Below are 15,442 nucleotides of genomic sequence, written 5' to 3'. Positions count from 1 at the left end.
GGTAGACACCACCGGGGCCGGTCAACGCACGCGTCAGCGCCTGCCGATCACATGCCGGCGATCAGCTTCTCCACCCGCTCGTCCACCGAACGGAACGGGTCCTTGCACAGCACCGTGCGCTGCGCCTGGTCGTTCAGCTTCAGGTGCACCCAGTCCACCGTGAAGTCCCGGCGCTGCTCCTGCGCCCGGCGGATGAAGTCCCCGCGCAGCCGGGCCCGGGTGGTCTGCGGTGGGATCGACTTGGCCTCGAAGGTCTTGAGGTCGGTGGTCACCCGCTGCGCCTGGCCCTTGCCCTGGAGCAGGTAGAACAGGCCGCGCCGGCGGTGGATGTCGTGGTACGCGAGGTCGATCTGGGCCACCCGCGGGTTGGACATGCTCATCTGGTGCTTCTCGCGGTAGCGCTCGATGAGCTTGTACTTCATGATCCAGTCGATCTCGGTGGCCACCCCGTCGAGCCGCTCGGTGCGCACGGCCTCCAGGGTGCGGCCCCACAGGTCGAGGACCCGGGCGACGGTGCCGGTGTTGATGCCCTTGCGGTCGGCGAACTCCAGGGCCTTGGTGTAGTACTCCTCCTGGATGTCCAGCGCGCTGGCTTCCCGGCCGTTGGCCAGGCGCACCTGGTGGGTGCCGGTGAGGTCGTGGCTGACCTCGCGGATCGCCCGGATCGGGTTCTCCAGGGTGAGGTCGCGCATCACCACGCCGGCCTCGATCAGCCGCAGCACCAGGTCGGTGGCGCCGACCTTGAGCAGGGTGGTGGTCTCGGACATGTTGGAGTCACCGACGATCACGTGCAGCCGGCGGTAGCGCTCGGCGTCCGCGTGCGGCTCGTCCCGGGTGTTGATGATCGGGCGGGAGCGGGTGGTGGCGGAGCTGACGCCCTCCCAGATGTGCTCGGCCCGCTGGCTGACGCAGTACACCGCGCCGCGCGGGGTCTGCAGCACCTTGCCCGCGCCGCAGATCAGTTGGCGCGTGACGAGGAACGGGATCAGCACGTCGGCCAGCCGGGAGAACTCGCCGTGCCGGGCCACCAGGTAGTTCTCGTGGCAGCCGTAGGAGTTGCCGGCCGAGTCGGTGTTGTTCTTGAAGAGGTAGACGTCCCCCGCGATGCCCTCCTCGTGCAGCCGCCGCTCGGCGTCCACCAGGAGTCCCTCGAGGATGCGCTCGCCCGCCTTGTCGTGCGTCACCAGCTCGACCACGTCGTCGCACTCGGGGGTGGCGTACTCGGGGTGGGAGCCGACGTCGAGGTAGAGCCGGGCGCCGTTGCGCAGGAAGACGTTGCTGCTGCGGCCCCAGGAGACGACCCGGCGGAACAGGTACCGCGCGACCTCGTCCGGCGACAGCCTCCGCTGCCCGCGGAACGTGCAGGTCACGCCGTACTCGTTCTCCAGCCCGAAAATCCGGCGGTCCATGAGCACTCCTTTGCTGGTCGGAGCTGTCCGAAACCGCCTCCACGACGACTGGGCCGCCGCAGGGGCACCGGAGTCCCGTACGGCGATCCGCTCGCCGCACGGGACTCCGCAGGCACTACTCGTCCGACGGCGGGGTGGCCGCCGGGTCGTCCTCGTCGTCCGCCTCGGCGGACTGGTCCCCGTCGAGCAGCCGGCCGAGCTGGTTGCCCAGGATCCGCTTGAACTTGCGCTGTTGGAACCGCTGGCGGTCGAGGACCGCGACCTCCAGCTGTTCCGGGGTGAGGGCCCGCGGGCTGCCGCCGTTGGGGTCGCGGGCGAGCGAGTCCACCGCGACCTTCACCGCCTCGGTGAGGCTCATGCCGACGCGGTGGCGCTGGCCCAGGTAGTTGCCGATCGAGTCGGCGTTGCCGCCGACCACGACGTAGTTCTTCTCGTCGACGACCGAGCCGTCCGGGGTGAGCCGGTAGATCTGGTCGTTGTCCGCGGTCCGGCCGACCTCGGCGACGATCAGCTCGACCTCGTACGGCTTCTCGCCGACCGAGGAGAAGACGGTGCCCAGGGTCTGGGCGTACACGTTGGCGAGGCCCCGGGCGGTGACGTCGGCCCGGTCGTAGGAGTAGCCGCGCAGGTCGGCGTAGCGGACGCCGCCGATGCGCAGGTTCTCGAACTCGTTGTAGCGGCCGACCGCCGCGAAGGCGATCTTGTCGTAGATCTCGGAGACCTTGTGGAGCGCCCTGGAGGTGTTCTCCGCGACGAAGACGATGCCGTCGGCGTAGGTGAGCACGACCACGCTGCGGCCGCGAGCGATGCCCTTGCGGGCGTACTCCGCGCGGTCCGCCATGGCCTGCTGGGGCGAGACGTAGAACGGTGTCGACACCGGCGGTCGTCCCTTTCCTGTGAGGTGATGGCTAGATCAGCGGGGCCTGCGGGCCGTTGGGCCGGGTCAGGCGCTCGTCGGTGATGGCGACCGCGGTCTCCGCGACCTCGGCGTCGGTGAGCCGGCGGAAGCCGTCCTCGGTGATCAGCGAGACGATCGGGAAGATCTTGCGGGCCAGGTCCGGGCCGCCGGTGGCGGAGTCGTCGTCCGCCGCGTCGTACAACGCCTGGACGACCAGGGTGACGGCCTGCTCGGCCGTCAGGTCCTCGCGGTACAGCTTCTTCATCGAGCCGCGGGCGAAGACCGAACCCGAGCCGGTGGCGGCGAAGCCGCGCTCCTCGGAGCGCCCGCCGGTGACGTCGTAGTTGAAGATCCGGCCGCGGCCCAGGTCGAGGTCGTAGCCGGCGAAGATCGGCACCACCGCGAGGCCCTGCATCGCCATGCCCAGGTTGCCCCGGATCATGCTGGTGAGGCGGTTGGCCTTGCCCTCCAGGGAGAGCGTGGTGCCCTCGATCTTCTCGTAGTGCTCCAGCTCCAGCTGGAACAGCCGCACCATCTCGACCGCGAGGCCGGCGGTGCCGGCGATGCCGACCGCGCTGTACTCGTCGGCCGGGAACACCTTCTCGATGTCGCGCTGGGCGATGACGTTGCCCATGGTCGCCCGGCGGTCACCGGCGATCACCACACCGCCGTCGAAGACCGCGGCCACGATCGTGGTCCCGTGCGGGGCCTCCACCACCGATCCCTCGGGGAGCCCGCCGCGACCGGGGATCAGCTCCGGCTTGTGCTCGGCGAGGAAGTCGAGGAACGAGGAGGACCCCGGGGTCAGGAAGGCAGCCGGTAGACGCCCGGTGCCACGAGTGTTGGCTTCCACACGATTCCTTCCAGGTAGCTTGAAGCGCGCAATGCCCGCACCCTACCCGCCGACGATCACTGTCCACGCGTGGAGGGGCCGGAGCCGGACGGCCGGGCGGACGTTGCCACCCGACCGTCCGGGACGGTCACGACCGTGAATTCCCGAATACCGGGAACGGACTATTGCCCACCCTTCTGGACAAATCCACGCACGAAATCCTCGGCATTGCTCTCGAGCACTTCGTCGATTTCGTCCAGCACCGCGTCGACGTCGTCGCTCAGCTTTTCCTGGCGCTCCTTGAGGTCATCGGAATTCTGGGTTTCCGCGACTTGCTCCTCGACCTCCTCGGAGGAGCGGTTTGCCCGCTGCTGGCCGCCGCCGGTATCCTTGCTCGCCATTTCCCTCACCCCGCTCGAATCGTCTGGCACGGTTTGGTCGGTCGGTCGTTGCCGGTTGGCACCGACCCTATACACAAGGTGCGACTGCCGCTCCCGGTTTGCCGGTGGCGCTTCCTGTCCAACACCCGCTGCCACCCCGGATGATTCCCATTCGGCGGACGTTCACCCGTGGTGATCGAAAAGTTACCCACCGGCCAGGACGCGCAGCAGGTCCTCCGCCGTGCGGCAGCGGTCCAGCAGCTCCTTGACGTGGTTGCGGGTGCCGCGCAGCGGCTCCAGGGTGGGCACCCGCTGCAGGGAGTCCCGGCCCGGCAGGTCGAAGATCACCGAGTCCCAGGAGGCCGCCGCGACGTGCTCCGCGTACTGCTCCAGGCAGCGCCCGCGGAAGTAGGCCCTGGTGTCCTCCGGGGGCTTGGAGACGGCCCGCTCGACCTCCTCCTCGGTCAGCAGCCGCTCGAACCGGCCGCGGGCCACCAGACGGTTGTACAGCCCCTTCTCGGCCCGTACGTCGCTGTACTGGAGGTCGACCAGATGCAGCCGCGGGTTGTTCCACTCCAGGGCGTCCCGGCTGCGGTAGCCCTCCAGGATCTCCCGCTTGGCGATCCAGTCCAGCTGCTTGGAGAGCGACATCGGGTCGCGCTCCAGCCGCCCGAGGACGTCCTCCCAACGCGCCAGCACGTCCACGGTCTGCTCGTCCGCGTCGGTGCCGAAGCGGTCCTCGACGTACTTGCGGGCCAGCTCGAAGTACTCCAGCTGCAGCTGGACGGCGGTGAGCTTGCGCCCGTTGCGCAGGGTGATCAGGTGCTTGAGGGTCGGGTCGTGGGAGACCCGGTGCAGGGTGCGCACCGGCTGGTCGACGGCGAGGTCGGAGGCGATGAAGGAGTCCTCGATCATCGACAGGACCAGCGAGGTGGTGCCCAGCTTGAGGTAGGTGGAGATCTCGGAGAGGTTGGCGTCCCCGATGATCACGTGCAGCCGGCGGTACTTCTCGGCGTCGGCGTGCGGTTCGTCCCGGGTGTTGATGATCGGCCGCTTGAGGGTGGTCTCCAGGCCGACCTCGACCTCGAAGTAGTCCGCCCGCTGGCTGATCTGGAAGCCGTGCGCCGAGCCGTCCTGGCCGATGCCGACCCGGCCGGCGCCGGTGACCACCTGGCGGGAGACGAAGAAGGGGGTGAGGTGGCGGACGATGTCGGCGAACGGCGTCGCCCGCTTCATCAGGTAGTTCTCGTGGGTGCCGTAGGAGGCGCCCTTGTTGTCGGTGTTGTTCTTGTACAGGTGGATGTTCTGCCCGTTGGGCAGTTCCAGCGCGCGCTGGGCCGCGGCCGCCATGATCCGCTCGCCGGCCTTGTCCCACAGCACGGCGTCGCGCGGGTTGGTCACCTCGGGCGAGCTGTACTCGGGGTGCGCGTGGTCCACGTAGAACCGGGCCCCGTTGGTCAGGATGACGTTGGCGAGGCCGATGTCCTCGTCGGTCAGCTGGCTCGCGTCCGCCACCTCGCGCGCGAGGTCGAAGCCCCGCGCGTCGCGCAGCGGGTTCTCCTCCTCGAAGTCCCAGCGGGCCCGCCGTGCCCGGTGCATCGCCGCCGCGTACGCGTTGACGATCTGGGACGAGGTGAGCATGGCGTTGGCGTTGGGGTGCCCGGGCACGGAGATCCCGTACTCGGTCTCGATGCCCATCACGCGCCGTACGGTCATGCGGCCCTCCTTGCCCGGTGCACCGCCCCCGACGGGCGGAACACGCTGACGTACCGCTGAACAACACCGACGCCGGACGTCTGCCCGCGGACGGTGGGTCGAGCCTATTTCCCGGCGCCGATCGGCGGGCCCCGAGACGCGCCGTCCGGCTGCGGGGCCGCGAGGCGCCACAGCCGGACGGTGTGCGTACAGCTCCGGGGACCGCTGCCGGCCCGGACAACCGTGTGCTTACAGGTACTGCCCCGTGTTGGCGACAGTGTCGATCGAGCGGCCGGACTCGGCGCCCTGCTTGCCGGTGACCAGCGTGCGGATGAAGACGATCCGCTCGCCCTTCTTGCCGGAGATGCGGGCCCAGTCGTCCGGGTTGGTGGTGTTCGGCAGGTCCTCGTTCTCCTTGAACTCGTCCACGCAGGCGGCGAGCAGGTGGGAGACGCGCAGACCGCGCTGACCGTGGTCGAGGAAGTCCTTGATGGCCATCTTCTTCGCGCGGTCGACGATGTTCTGGATCATGGCACCGGAGTTGAAGTCCTTGAAGTACAGGACCTCCTTGTCACCGTTCGCGTAGGTGACCTCCAGGAAGCGGTTCTCCTCGGTCTCGGAGTACATCCGCTCCACGACCGACTGGATCATCGCCGCCACCGTGGCCTCGACGGAGCCGTCGTGCTCCTTGAGGTCGTCCGGGTGGAACGGCAGCGAGTCCCTGAGGTACTTGGAGAAGATGTCCTTCGCGGCCTCGGCGTCCGGGCGCTCGATCTTGATCTTGACGTCCAGGCGGCCGGGCCGCAGGATCGCCGGGTCGATCATGTCCTCTCGGTTCGAGGCGCCGATGACGATGACGTTCTCGAGGCCCTCCACGCCGTCGATCTCGGCGAGCAGCTGCGGGACGATGGTGTTCTCCACGTCCGAGCTGACGCCGGAGCCGCGGGTGCGGAACAGCGACTCCATCTCGTCGAAGAAGACGATGACGGGCGTGCCCTCGCCCGCCTTCTCCCGGGCTCGCTGGAAGACCAGGCGGATCTGCCGCTCGGTCTCGCCCACGTACTTGTTGAGCAGCTCGGGGCCCTTGATGTTGAGGAAGTAGCTCTTCCCCTGGGGGCGGCCGGTGACCTCGGCGACCTTCTTGGCCAGCGAGTTGGCGACCGCCTTGGCGATCAGCGTCTTGCCGCAGCCGGGCGGGCCGTAGAGCAGCACGCCCTTGGGCGGGCGCAGCTCGTACTCCTTGAACAGGTCGGCGTGCAGGTACGGCAGCTCGACCGCGTCGCGGATCAGCTCGATCTGGTTGTTCAGGCCGCCGATCTGGCGGTAGTCGATGTCCGGGACCTCCTCGAGGACCAGCTCCTCGACCTCGGACTTCGGCACGACCTCGTACACGTAGCCGGAGCGGGGCTCCAGCAGCAGGGCGTCCCCCGCCCGGATGGTGACCTCGCGCAGCGGTTCGGCGAGGCGCACCACGCGCTCCTCGTCGGTGTGGCCGATGACCAGGGCGCGCTCGCCGTCCTCGAGGATCTCCTTGAGGGTGACGATCTCGCCGATGCGCTCGAAGGCCATCGCGTCCACGATGTTGAGGGCCTCGTTGAGCATCACTTCCTGGCCGCGCCGCAGTTCGTCGAGGGCGACGTTCGGACTGACGTTGACGCGGAGCTTGCGACCGCCGGTGAAGATGTCGGCGGTACCGTCCTCGTTCGCCTCGAGGAAGGTGCCGAACCCGGCCGGCGGCTGTGCCAGCCGGTCCACTTCCTCCTTGAGGGCCACGATCTGGTCGCGGGCCTCGCGCAGGGTGGAGGCGAGTCGTTCGTTCTGGGCGGTCACGCCGGCCAGGTTGGTCTGGAGCTCGACGATCCGCTCTTCGAGGATTCTCGAATTGCGCGGCGAGTCGGCGAGCTTGCGGCGCAGTACGGCGATTTCCTGCTCAAGGTACGAGACCTGAGCGGCCTCGTCGGAACCACGAGCGGGCCTGCCGGTGCTGCGGTTGTAGTCGTCATCGTGGGCTGCCACGGTCCTCACCTCCTCCGGGGAGCTGGACGCTTCCAGACCCTACCTGGGACCAGGGGTCCGTAAACCCCTAGATCAAGAAAGATGGAACGGGCGTGTCCGATCTTCGCCCCAGCGTGCTTCCCCTCTGCTAAGGGGATACCCACCGCGCACCACCCAAAGCGGGCCAGATGTATCGTCGAGCGAAGTGATATCCGATCGCGACCGCCGTGCTTGGGTCCGATCGTTGTACGAATGGCGGGATTGCTCCAGGAATAGGGGCGACCCGGGACAGAAACGGCAGGGGACCATGTCGGTGACCGAGCAGACCGCGGCGGCGACCGAGGAGCTGGAGGTGTGGATCGACCAGGATCTGTGCACCGGCGACGGCATCTGCGCCCAGTACGCGCCCGAGGTCTTCGAGCTGGACATCGACGGACTCGCGTACGTGAAGGGCCCGGACGACGAGCTGCGCCAGCAGCCCGGGGAGACCGCCCCGGTGCCGCTGACGCTCCTTCAGGACGTGGTGGACTCGGCGAAGGAGTGCCCCGGCGACTGCATCCACGTGCGCCGGGTCGCCGACCGGGTCGAGGTCTACGGGCCGGACGCCGAATAACTCCTAAGCGGAGCCTGCCGGGGCGGCGGTCTGGAAGCGTTGCCAGCCGCCGCCCTTGTGCGCCCAGGTGAGGTCGAGTGAGACGTCGGGTCGGAAGCGTGGCACGCCGTCGCTCGAATACCCCTGCGCGCGGCCGGTGATGGCGCCGTCGGAGCGCACCGCGAGCCGGCTCAGGGTGAGGTTCTCCCGCTCGGTCAGCAGGGTGGCGACCACCACCGGGCGCTCGCCCGGGCCGAAGCCGAGCAGGTAGACGGAGTCCGGCGGGGTGCCGGTGTCGGTGGCGCACTGCGCGGCGACGACCGTACCGGGACGTCCGTCGCCCAGCTCGGCGGGCACGCTGAGCACCGTCCTGACCGGGAACGGGCCGCAGTCCATCGGCAGTTGGGCCCGGGCCGGGTCGGGGGCGGCGCTCGCGGCGAGGGCCCTGGGGGTGCCGCCGGCGGCCAACGGGGTGCCGGTCGCCGGGGAGGCGGCGAGGGCCGCGGCCACCACCGCGCCGCAGCCGGCCAGGGCAACGGCCCAGTGCCAGGGGGCGGTTCGCGCGTGACCGGGCCCGGTGCGGCCCCGCGATGTCTGCTGTCCAGCCGTCGCCGTCGTCCCGACCGCGGTCTCCACCAGGCGTCCCCTCCAGAGCTCCAGGAGCTGGTCTGCGTGAGCGAGCATCGTCCCACACCGTGCCCATCCGCGGTCGGCCGGGGAGCCGAAGGGCGCGCCGGTGCCGAAAGCGACGAGCGCCGGAATGAGGAACGTCGGCGCCTGGTCGGAGCGCCCGGAGGCAAGCCGGCGACAAACGGAAGGGGTGGCGCGAGCGTGACGCTCGCACCACCCCTTCTTCAGGTTCGGACTCAGCCCAGGTCGGGCTGCTCGGCCTCGGAGTCGCGGGCGGCCTTGCGGGCCGCGGCGCGCTCCTGCAGGGTCGGCTCGGGCGCCCCGCTGTCGTAGTCCTCGCCGTAGGCGCCCTTGGCCGGGCGGCGGCGGCGCAGCGGCGGCTCGACGCCGTCCGCCAGGCGGCGGGCGGTGAGCAGGAAGCCGGTGTGGCCGATCATCCGGTGGTCCGGGCGGACGGCCAGGCCCTCCAGGTGCCAGGTGCGGACCATGGTCTCCCAGGCCTGCGGCTCGGTGAAGGTGCCGTGCTCGCGCAGCGCCTCGACGGTCTTGGACATCTGCGTGGTGGTGGCCACGTAGCAGCAGATGAGGCCGCCGGGGACGAGCGCCTTGGAGGCGACGTCCAGGCACTCCCAGGGGGCCAGCATGTCGAGGATGACGCGGTCGACGTCGGTCTCGACCAGGTTGTCCTGGAGGTCGCCGACGGTCAGCTTCCACGCCGGGTGGGGGCCGCCGAAATAGCGCTCGACGTTGCCCTGGGCGATGTCCGCGAAGTCCTGCCGGCGCTCGTAGGAGGCCAGCATGCCCTGCTCGCCGACGGCGCGCAGCAGGTAGGTGCTGAGCGCCCCGGAGCCGACACCCGCCTCGACCACGCGGGCACCCGCGAAGATGTCGGCCATCGCCAGGATCTGCCCCGCGTCCTTGGGGTAGATCACGGCGGCGCCGCGCGGCATGGACAGGACGTAGTCGGGGAGCAGGGGGCGCAGCGCGAGGTACGGGACGTTCCCCGTGGTGCGCACGACCGTGCCTTCGGGGGCGCCGATCAGCTCGTCGTGCGGGAACGCACCCTTGTGGGTGTGGAACTGGTTCCCGGCCTGGAGCGTGAACGTGTAGTGGCGACCCTTGGGGTCGGTCAGCTGGACCTGGTCCCCGACCTGGAAGGGCCCGCGTCGGCGGGCGGCACCGGTCGGTTCGGACATGCGGCCAATCCTAAGGGAAGCGGGGCGCGCCGCCTCACCAGGCCTGGTCACCTGCCCGAGACGGCGGCGGTGAGACGCTGCTCGATGTCGGTGAGCGCGGCCACGCCGTACACCCGGCCGTCCGCCTCGACCACCAGGTACTCCCCCGCCGGGGTGGCCTGGATGGCCCGCAGCAGGTCCTCGCCGCGGAGGTCGGCGTCCAGCCGCAGCCCGGGCTCGAGGTCGCGGGCGAGCGGGCCGACTGCCACCCAGGGGCGGCGGTGCTCCGGTACGGCGCGTACCGCGGACTCGCGGACGATGGCGATCGGATCGCCCCGGCCGTCCACCACCACGACCGCGCCGGCCTCGGCCTCGCGGGCCCGGCGCATCGCCTCGCCGAGCGGGGTGTCGGCGGTGACCTCGACGGTGCGGCGGGCCAGGTCGCGCAGCCGCAGTTCGGGCAGCGCCTCCTTGAGCCGGGCGTTGCGCAGGCTGCCGGTGGCGCCGTTCCAGATGATCGCGGCCAGCACGGCGGCCAGCACCGCGTCCACCAGGGTGTCGGTGGTGGTGCGCTGGCCACCGCGGGAGGCGCTGACCAGCGGTAGGCCGATCAGCACCACGATGGCGAGCGCCCGGCCGATCCAGGCGGCGGCCACCGTGCCGGTCATCGCCTTGCCGGTGACCGCCCAGACCACGGCGCGCAGCATCCGGCCGCCGTCCAGCGGCAGACCGGGCAGCAGGTTGAAGGCGGCGACCACCAGGTTGGAGACCATCAGGCCGGTCAGCAGCACCCCGGGCACGCTGGACAGTTCGACGGCGCGCAGCGCGAGGTAGAAGACGCCGCCGAGCACCAGGGAGAGCAGCGGGCCGACGAAGGCCAGCCAGAACTCTCGCCAGGGGCTCGCGGCCTCGTTCTCGATCTCGGAGACGCCGCCGAAGAACTGCAGCTGGATCCGCCGCACCCCGAGCTTGTAGCGCAGCGCGACCAGGGTGTGGGCGAGTTCGTGCACCAGCACGGAGGCGTAGAAGGCGACCGCGAAGAAGAACGCCAGCAGGTAGCGCACGCCGCTGCCGAGTTCGGGCAGGACGTCGCCGAGCTGTCCGCCGAACACCCAGGTGATCAGGGCGGCGATGACGAACCAGGACGGGGTGACGTAGATGGGCACGCCGAAGGGGCGCCCCATCAGGATGCCGCCGCCGCGCTCCGGGGGCGGCCCGGTGGGGCGCCCGCCGTCCTGCGGTGGCTGCTCGGAGGTCTGCTGCCCCCTGGTGTCGCTCACCGTGATCCCTTCGGTCGTCCGCCCGTCGTGCCCCCGGTGCGCCCACGCTACGTGATCGCGGCCACTTGGTGCCGCGCGCCCCTCTGTCAGGCTTCATACCCACTGGACCGGCCCCGGACCGGGCCGGGGGAAAGCCGCCGTGGCAGCACGGTGGCAGCGGGATGACAGCAAAGGGCAATAGGGTCGTAGCCATGCAGCAGACCGACACCAGCAGTGCCGCCGGGGCTCCGGCGCGCCCGGCGGCGCCCCCGACCGGGCTGTCCCCGTCCCGCGCGGGGGACTTCCTCACCTGTCCCCTGCTGTACCGGCTGCGGGTGATCGACCGGCTGCCCGAGCCGCCGAGCGCGGCGGCGACCCGGGGCACCCTGGTGCACGCGGTGCTGGAGCGGCTGTTCGACAGCCCGGCGGCCGAGCGGACGCCGGAGCGGGCGCTGGGCCTGCTGCGCCCGCAGTGGGAGCGCCTGCTGGGCGAGCGCCCGGAGCTGGGCTCGCTGTTCCCCGACGACCCGGACGGCGCGGCGCTGACCCGCTGGCTGGCGGACGCCGAGAAGCTGGTCGGCCAGTGGTTCCGGCTGGAGGACCCGCCCCGGCTGCACCCGGTGGAGCGGGAGCTCTACGTGGAGACGGCCCTGGAGTCGGGGCTGCTGCTGCGCGGCTACATCGACCGGGTGGACGTCGCCCCCACCGGCGAGGTCCGGCTGGTGGACTACAAGACCGGCCGGGCGCCCTCGCGGGACTTCGAGGGCAAGGCGATGTTCCAGATGAAGTTCTACGCGCTGGTGGTGTGGCGCTGGAAGGGCGTGATCCCCAAGCGCCTCCAGCTGGTCTACCTCGGCGGCGGCGGGGACGTGGTCAGCTACGACCCGGACGAGGCCGATCTGCTCGCGGTGGAGCGCAAGCTGCAGGCGCTGTGGGAGCGGATCAGCCACGCGGTGGCCACCGGGGACTTCCCGGCCACCCGCAACCGGCTCTGCGACTGGTGCGACCACCAGGCGAGCTGCCCGGAGTTCGGCGGCACCCCGCCGCCGTACCCGCTGCCCGTGCCGGCACAAGCCCGTACGTCGGATGAGAGCGATCCCACGGGGGATCCGATGAGCAAGGAGTCCTAGTGACGATCCGTGTGCTGCTGGTCGACGACCAGCCGCTGCTGCGCACCGGTTTCCGGATGATCCTGGAGGCCGAGTCCGACCTGGTGGTGGTCGGTGAGGCCGGCGACGGTCAGCAGGCGCTGGACCAGGTGCGGGCGCTGCAGCCCGACGTGGTGCTGATGGACATCCGGATGCCGCGGATGGACGGCGTCGAGGCGACCCGCCGGATCGCCGGTCCGGGCCGGGACGGCCCGGCCAAGGTGCTGGTGCTGACCACCTTCGACCTGGACGAGTACGTGGTGGAGGCGCTGCGCGCGGGCGCCAGCGGCTTCCTGCTGAAGGACGTCCCGGCGGAGGAGCTGGTGCAGGCGATCCGGGTGGTCGCGGACGGCGCGGCGATGTTGGCGCCGAGCATCACCCGCCGGCTGCTGGACATGTACGCCACCAAGCTGCCCTCGGGCGAGGAGGCGCCGCCGCAGGCGCTGAGCGCGCTGACCGAGCGGGAGTTGGAGGTGCTGAAGCTGGTGGCGCGCGGGCTGTCGAACGCGGAGATCGCGGCCGAGCTGTTCGTCAGCGAGACGACCGTGAAGACCCACGTCGGGCACGTGCTGACCAAGCTCCAGCTGCGCGACCGGGTGCAGGCGGCGGTGTACGCCTACGAGAGCGGGCTGGTGCGGCCGGGCACGCTGTAGACACCGCGGCGGCCCGCCGCCTCTCCCGGGTCCGGGGGAGGCGGCGGGCCGCCGTGCGCGGGGCGCTACTTCTTGTTGCGGCCGATCTCCCAGAAGCGGAAGACGCCGGTGGTGTCGGTGGTCGACTCGACGCCGGTGACGTACGGCTTGGCCGCGAAGAAGGCCTTGGTCTGGAACATCGGGATCAGCGGCACGTTCTCCGCGACGATGCCCTGGACCTGGTTGTAGATCCCGTTCACGGCGCCGCGGTCGGCCTGCTTGAGACCTTCCGGCAGCAGCTTCTGACTGACCCGCTCGTCCACCCACCCGGTGTGGTAGACGCTGTCCTCGGTGACCAGCGGCCCGATGTAGTTGTCAGGGTCCGGGTAGTCCGCGGTCCATCCGACCAGGTACGCCTGGTACTTGCCCTCGCTCCGGCCCTTCTGGTAGGCGGTCGAGTCGTTCTCGATCTGGGTGGTGACCTGGAACAGGCCGCCGGTCTCCAACTGGCGCTTCAGCGTGTCGATCTCGCTGGTGCCGGTGCGCGAGCGCCCCGAGGCGAGGTTGAGCTTGACCGGCGTGGGGATCTTGGCGGCGGCGAGGTACGCCTTGGCCTTGCTGACGTCCGGCTCGTTGTACTTGTCGTAGAAGGCGGTGTTGTGGCCGGTGATGCCGGTCGGGACCATCGAGTACAGCGGCTGGACGGTGCGCGCGAAGACATCGCGGGCGAGGGCCTTCCGGTCGACCAGCTGCGCCACGGCCTGACGGACGGCGAGGTTCCCGGTGGTGGCGTCCTTGGTGTTGAAGGCGATCGAGTTGGTGTCGGAACTCTCGCCCTGGACGACGGTCAGACCGCCCTTGCCGTTCTGCTGGTCGTCGAGGATCCGGGCGGCGGTGTTCGGCTCCAGGCTGTTGTCGGTGAGGTCGACGCCGCCCTTGTCCAACTCGTCCTTCAGCGCGGTGGGGCTGTCGAAGTACCGCACGGTGAACTTGTCGTTCTGCAGCTTGGCGTCGCCGGCGTACTTGCCGTTGGGAGTCAGCACGACCTTGGCGAGGACCTTGGCGCTACCGCCCTCGGGGGTCATGGTCTCGACCGAGTCGAGCTTGTACGGGCCGGAGCCGACGACCTTGTCGTTGTCGAGCAGCTTGTCGGCCGGGTAGACCTCGTGGTCGACGATGGCGCCGGCCGGGGTGGCCAGCTTGGCCGGCAGGGTCGCGTCGGCCGTCGAGAGCTGGAAGACCACCTCGTTGTCGCCCTTGGCCTCGACCGACTTGATCGTGTCCAGCAGGCCGCCCGGACCGTTCGGGTCCTTGATCTTCTTGGTGCGCTCGATCGAGAACACGACGTCGGCGGCGGTGAGCGGGTGGCCGTTGGAGAACTTCTGGCCGGGGCGGAGCACGCAGTGGTACTGGGTGGCGTCGCCGCTGGTGAACTCGCAGGACTGGGCGGCGTCCGGGGTCGGGGAGCTGGCGGCGGGAGGGAAGGCGAGCAGCGACTGGAAGGTGTTGGAGAGCACCAGCCACGAGCCGGTGTCATAGGCGCCGGCCGGGTCCAGGACGCTGGTAAGGCCGCGGGTGCCCATGGTGATCGACTTGCCGCTGTCCCCCTTCACGGCGTCGGTGACCGATCCGCAACCGGCCACCGTCACGGCGACCAGACCGGCGCAGCCGAGTGCTGCCAGGCGTTCAGCTGAAGTCTTCACGGGAGCGTCCTTCGGGGGTGTCACGAACCCGAGTAGCGTGCCATATCGAACACGCACGACCGATACCCGTGCAGATGACGTTTGGGACACGGTGGTTGGGGGCATCGCGACATGCCCGACGAGTTGTCAGCCAATGCCCGTTTTCTCCCCGGCCAACTCGACACAGATGCCGGGCGGGGCCGTTTACCGGCGGGTAGGGACGGGGCGCAATGAGATAACAATCACATCCCGCACTCGCGGCTCCCCTTGACCCCGCTACACCCGCGAGGCAACCAGCGAGCGCAGCAGTTCGAGATCGACCTGCTCCAGCGAGGGCAGCACCAGCCGCCCGGGCGCTGCCTCGATCGGCGCCACCGAGGGCACCGCGATCACCGGGCAGCCGGCCGCCTCGCCCGCGCGCACCCCGGTCGGGGTGTCCTCGACGACCACGCAGCGGGCCGGCTCCGCGCCCAGCCGGCGGGCCGCCTCCAGGTACGGGTCCGGGAACGGCTTGGTGCGCGGCACCTCGTCCCCGGCGATGGTGAAGGCGAAGCGCTCGGCGCCCAGCGAGCGCAGCACGATGTCGATCACGTGCCGGTGCGAGGCGGACACCATCGCGGCCGGGACGCCGTGCGCGGCAAGGGTGTTGAGCAGCCGCTCGGCGCCCGGCATCAGCGGCACGCCGCCGGCCAGCAGGTCGACGAAGCGCTGGTTGACCAGCACGCCCAGGTCGGCCGGGGCGATGTCCACCCCGGTGCGGGCGACCAGGTAGTCCATCACCCGGGTCATCGGGCCGCCGACCACGTGGGCCCGGTCCTGCTCGTCCAGCTGGTGGCCCAGCTCGGCGAAGAGGGTGACCTCGGCCTGCCACCAGAAGTCCTCGGTGTCCACCAGCGTCCCGTCCATGTCCAGCAGCACCGCCTGCAGGCCGCGGTCGTCCCCGTGGTCGAGCGCCAGGGCGGTGGTGGAGCTGGTGGTCATGGCGAGTCCTTCCGGCAGTACCCCGCGGAGCCGTCGGACGTCCCTCGGGGATGGCACAGGCCGGCCCGCTGGTGAGCGGACCGGCCCGTTCAGGATCATCCAGGATACGCCCGCTTCGCCCGGAAAGAGCGAAC

The 15,442-nt window shown here is 70.4% G+C and carries 14 protein-coding genes; 3 read left to right on the top strand and 11 right to left on the bottom strand.

The window, feature by feature from the left end:
- Window positions 1-47: 47 nt before the first annotated feature.
- The 6 genes from pafA to arc all read right to left on the bottom strand — a co-directional run bounded on the left by pafA (window position 48) and on the right by arc (window position 7,230).
- Window positions 48-1,409, bottom strand: a complete 1,362-nt coding sequence (gene pafA / locus ACWCYO_RS09195; protein WP_207809376.1) for a Pup--protein ligase — start codon at window positions 1,407-1,409, stop codon at window positions 48-50.
- A gap of 115 nt (window positions 1,410-1,524) precedes the next feature.
- A complete protein-coding gene (gene prcA / locus ACWCYO_RS09190; protein ID WP_270148201.1) occupies window positions 1,525-2,286 on the bottom strand; it encodes a proteasome subunit alpha in 762 nt (253 codons plus the stop codon).
- A gap of 31 nt (window positions 2,287-2,317) precedes the next feature.
- Window positions 2,318-3,160, bottom strand: coding sequence for a proteasome subunit beta (gene prcB, locus ACWCYO_RS09185; RefSeq protein ID WP_270148200.1), 843 nt, complete (start codon window positions 3,158-3,160; stop codon window positions 2,318-2,320).
- A gap of 161 nt (window positions 3,161-3,321) precedes the next feature.
- Complete coding sequence (locus ACWCYO_RS09180) at window positions 3,322-3,540, bottom strand: ubiquitin-like protein Pup (RefSeq protein WP_030286125.1); 219 nt, start codon at window positions 3,538-3,540, stop codon at window positions 3,322-3,324.
- Window positions 3,541-3,723: 183 nt separating this feature from the next.
- Window positions 3,724-5,235, bottom strand: coding sequence for a depupylase/deamidase Dop (dop, locus tag ACWCYO_RS09175; protein ID WP_348532725.1), 1,512 nt, complete (start codon window positions 5,233-5,235; stop codon window positions 3,724-3,726).
- Between the two features lie 228 nt (window positions 5,236-5,463).
- A complete protein-coding gene (arc, locus tag ACWCYO_RS09170) occupies window positions 5,464-7,230 on the bottom strand; it encodes a proteasome ATPase (RefSeq protein WP_270148199.1) in 1,767 nt (588 codons plus the stop codon).
- A 286-nt stretch (window positions 7,231-7,516) separates the two neighbouring features.
- On the opposite strand from arc, the gene ACWCYO_RS09165 reads away from it, so the two are divergent.
- A complete protein-coding gene (locus tag ACWCYO_RS09165; protein WP_207809367.1) occupies window positions 7,517-7,822 on the top strand; it encodes a ferredoxin in 306 nt (101 codons plus the stop codon).
- Window positions 7,823-7,825: 3 nt separating this feature from the next.
- Here ACWCYO_RS09165 and ACWCYO_RS09160 read toward each other — a convergent pair whose 3' ends face one another.
- The 3 genes from ACWCYO_RS09160 to ACWCYO_RS09150 all read right to left on the bottom strand — a co-directional run bounded on the left by ACWCYO_RS09160 (window position 7,826) and on the right by ACWCYO_RS09150 (window position 10,886).
- Window positions 7,826-8,485: a hypothetical protein gene (locus ACWCYO_RS09160; RefSeq protein ID WP_270148197.1), complete on the bottom strand. Its 660-nt coding sequence runs from the start codon at window positions 8,483-8,485 to the stop codon at window positions 7,826-7,828.
- Between the two features lie 182 nt (window positions 8,486-8,667).
- A complete protein-coding gene (locus ACWCYO_RS09155) occupies window positions 8,668-9,627 on the bottom strand; it encodes a tRNA (adenine-N1)-methyltransferase (RefSeq protein WP_270148195.1) in 960 nt (319 codons plus the stop codon).
- A 47-nt stretch (window positions 9,628-9,674) separates the two neighbouring features.
- Window positions 9,675-10,886, bottom strand: coding sequence for a site-2 protease family protein (locus tag ACWCYO_RS09150; protein WP_449783847.1), 1,212 nt, complete (start codon window positions 10,884-10,886; stop codon window positions 9,675-9,677).
- A 191-nt stretch (window positions 10,887-11,077) separates the two neighbouring features.
- Here ACWCYO_RS09150 and ACWCYO_RS09145 point away from each other — a divergent pair, with 191 nt between their 5' ends.
- Window positions 11,078-11,995 carry a RecB family exonuclease gene (locus ACWCYO_RS09145; RefSeq protein WP_449783846.1) on the top strand — a complete coding sequence of 306 codons (918 nt, stop codon included), beginning with the start codon at window positions 11,078-11,080 and terminating at the stop codon, window positions 11,993-11,995.
- Window positions 11,995-12,666: a response regulator gene (locus ACWCYO_RS09140; protein ID WP_030286109.1), complete on the top strand. Its 672-nt coding sequence runs from the start codon at window positions 11,995-11,997 to the stop codon at window positions 12,664-12,666. The genes ACWCYO_RS09145 and ACWCYO_RS09140 overlap by 1 nt, the downstream gene beginning before the upstream one ends.
- Before the next feature lie 65 nt (window positions 12,667-12,731).
- On the opposite strand, the gene ACWCYO_RS09135 is transcribed toward ACWCYO_RS09140, so the two are convergent.
- Complete coding sequence (locus ACWCYO_RS09135) at window positions 12,732-14,348, bottom strand: ABC transporter substrate-binding protein (RefSeq protein WP_449783845.1); 1,617 nt, start codon at window positions 14,346-14,348, stop codon at window positions 12,732-12,734.
- A gap of 255 nt (window positions 14,349-14,603) precedes the next feature.
- Window positions 14,604-15,308, bottom strand: a complete 705-nt coding sequence (locus tag ACWCYO_RS09130) for an HAD family hydrolase (protein WP_270148188.1) — start codon at window positions 15,306-15,308, stop codon at window positions 14,604-14,606.
- Between the last annotated feature and the right edge of the window lie 134 nt (window positions 15,309-15,442).

This window comes from Kitasatospora sp. NPDC001683 (assembly GCF_053596495.1).
Note: the sequence above shows the minus strand (reverse complement) of the source record. Positions and strands in the feature narration are given on the sequence as shown.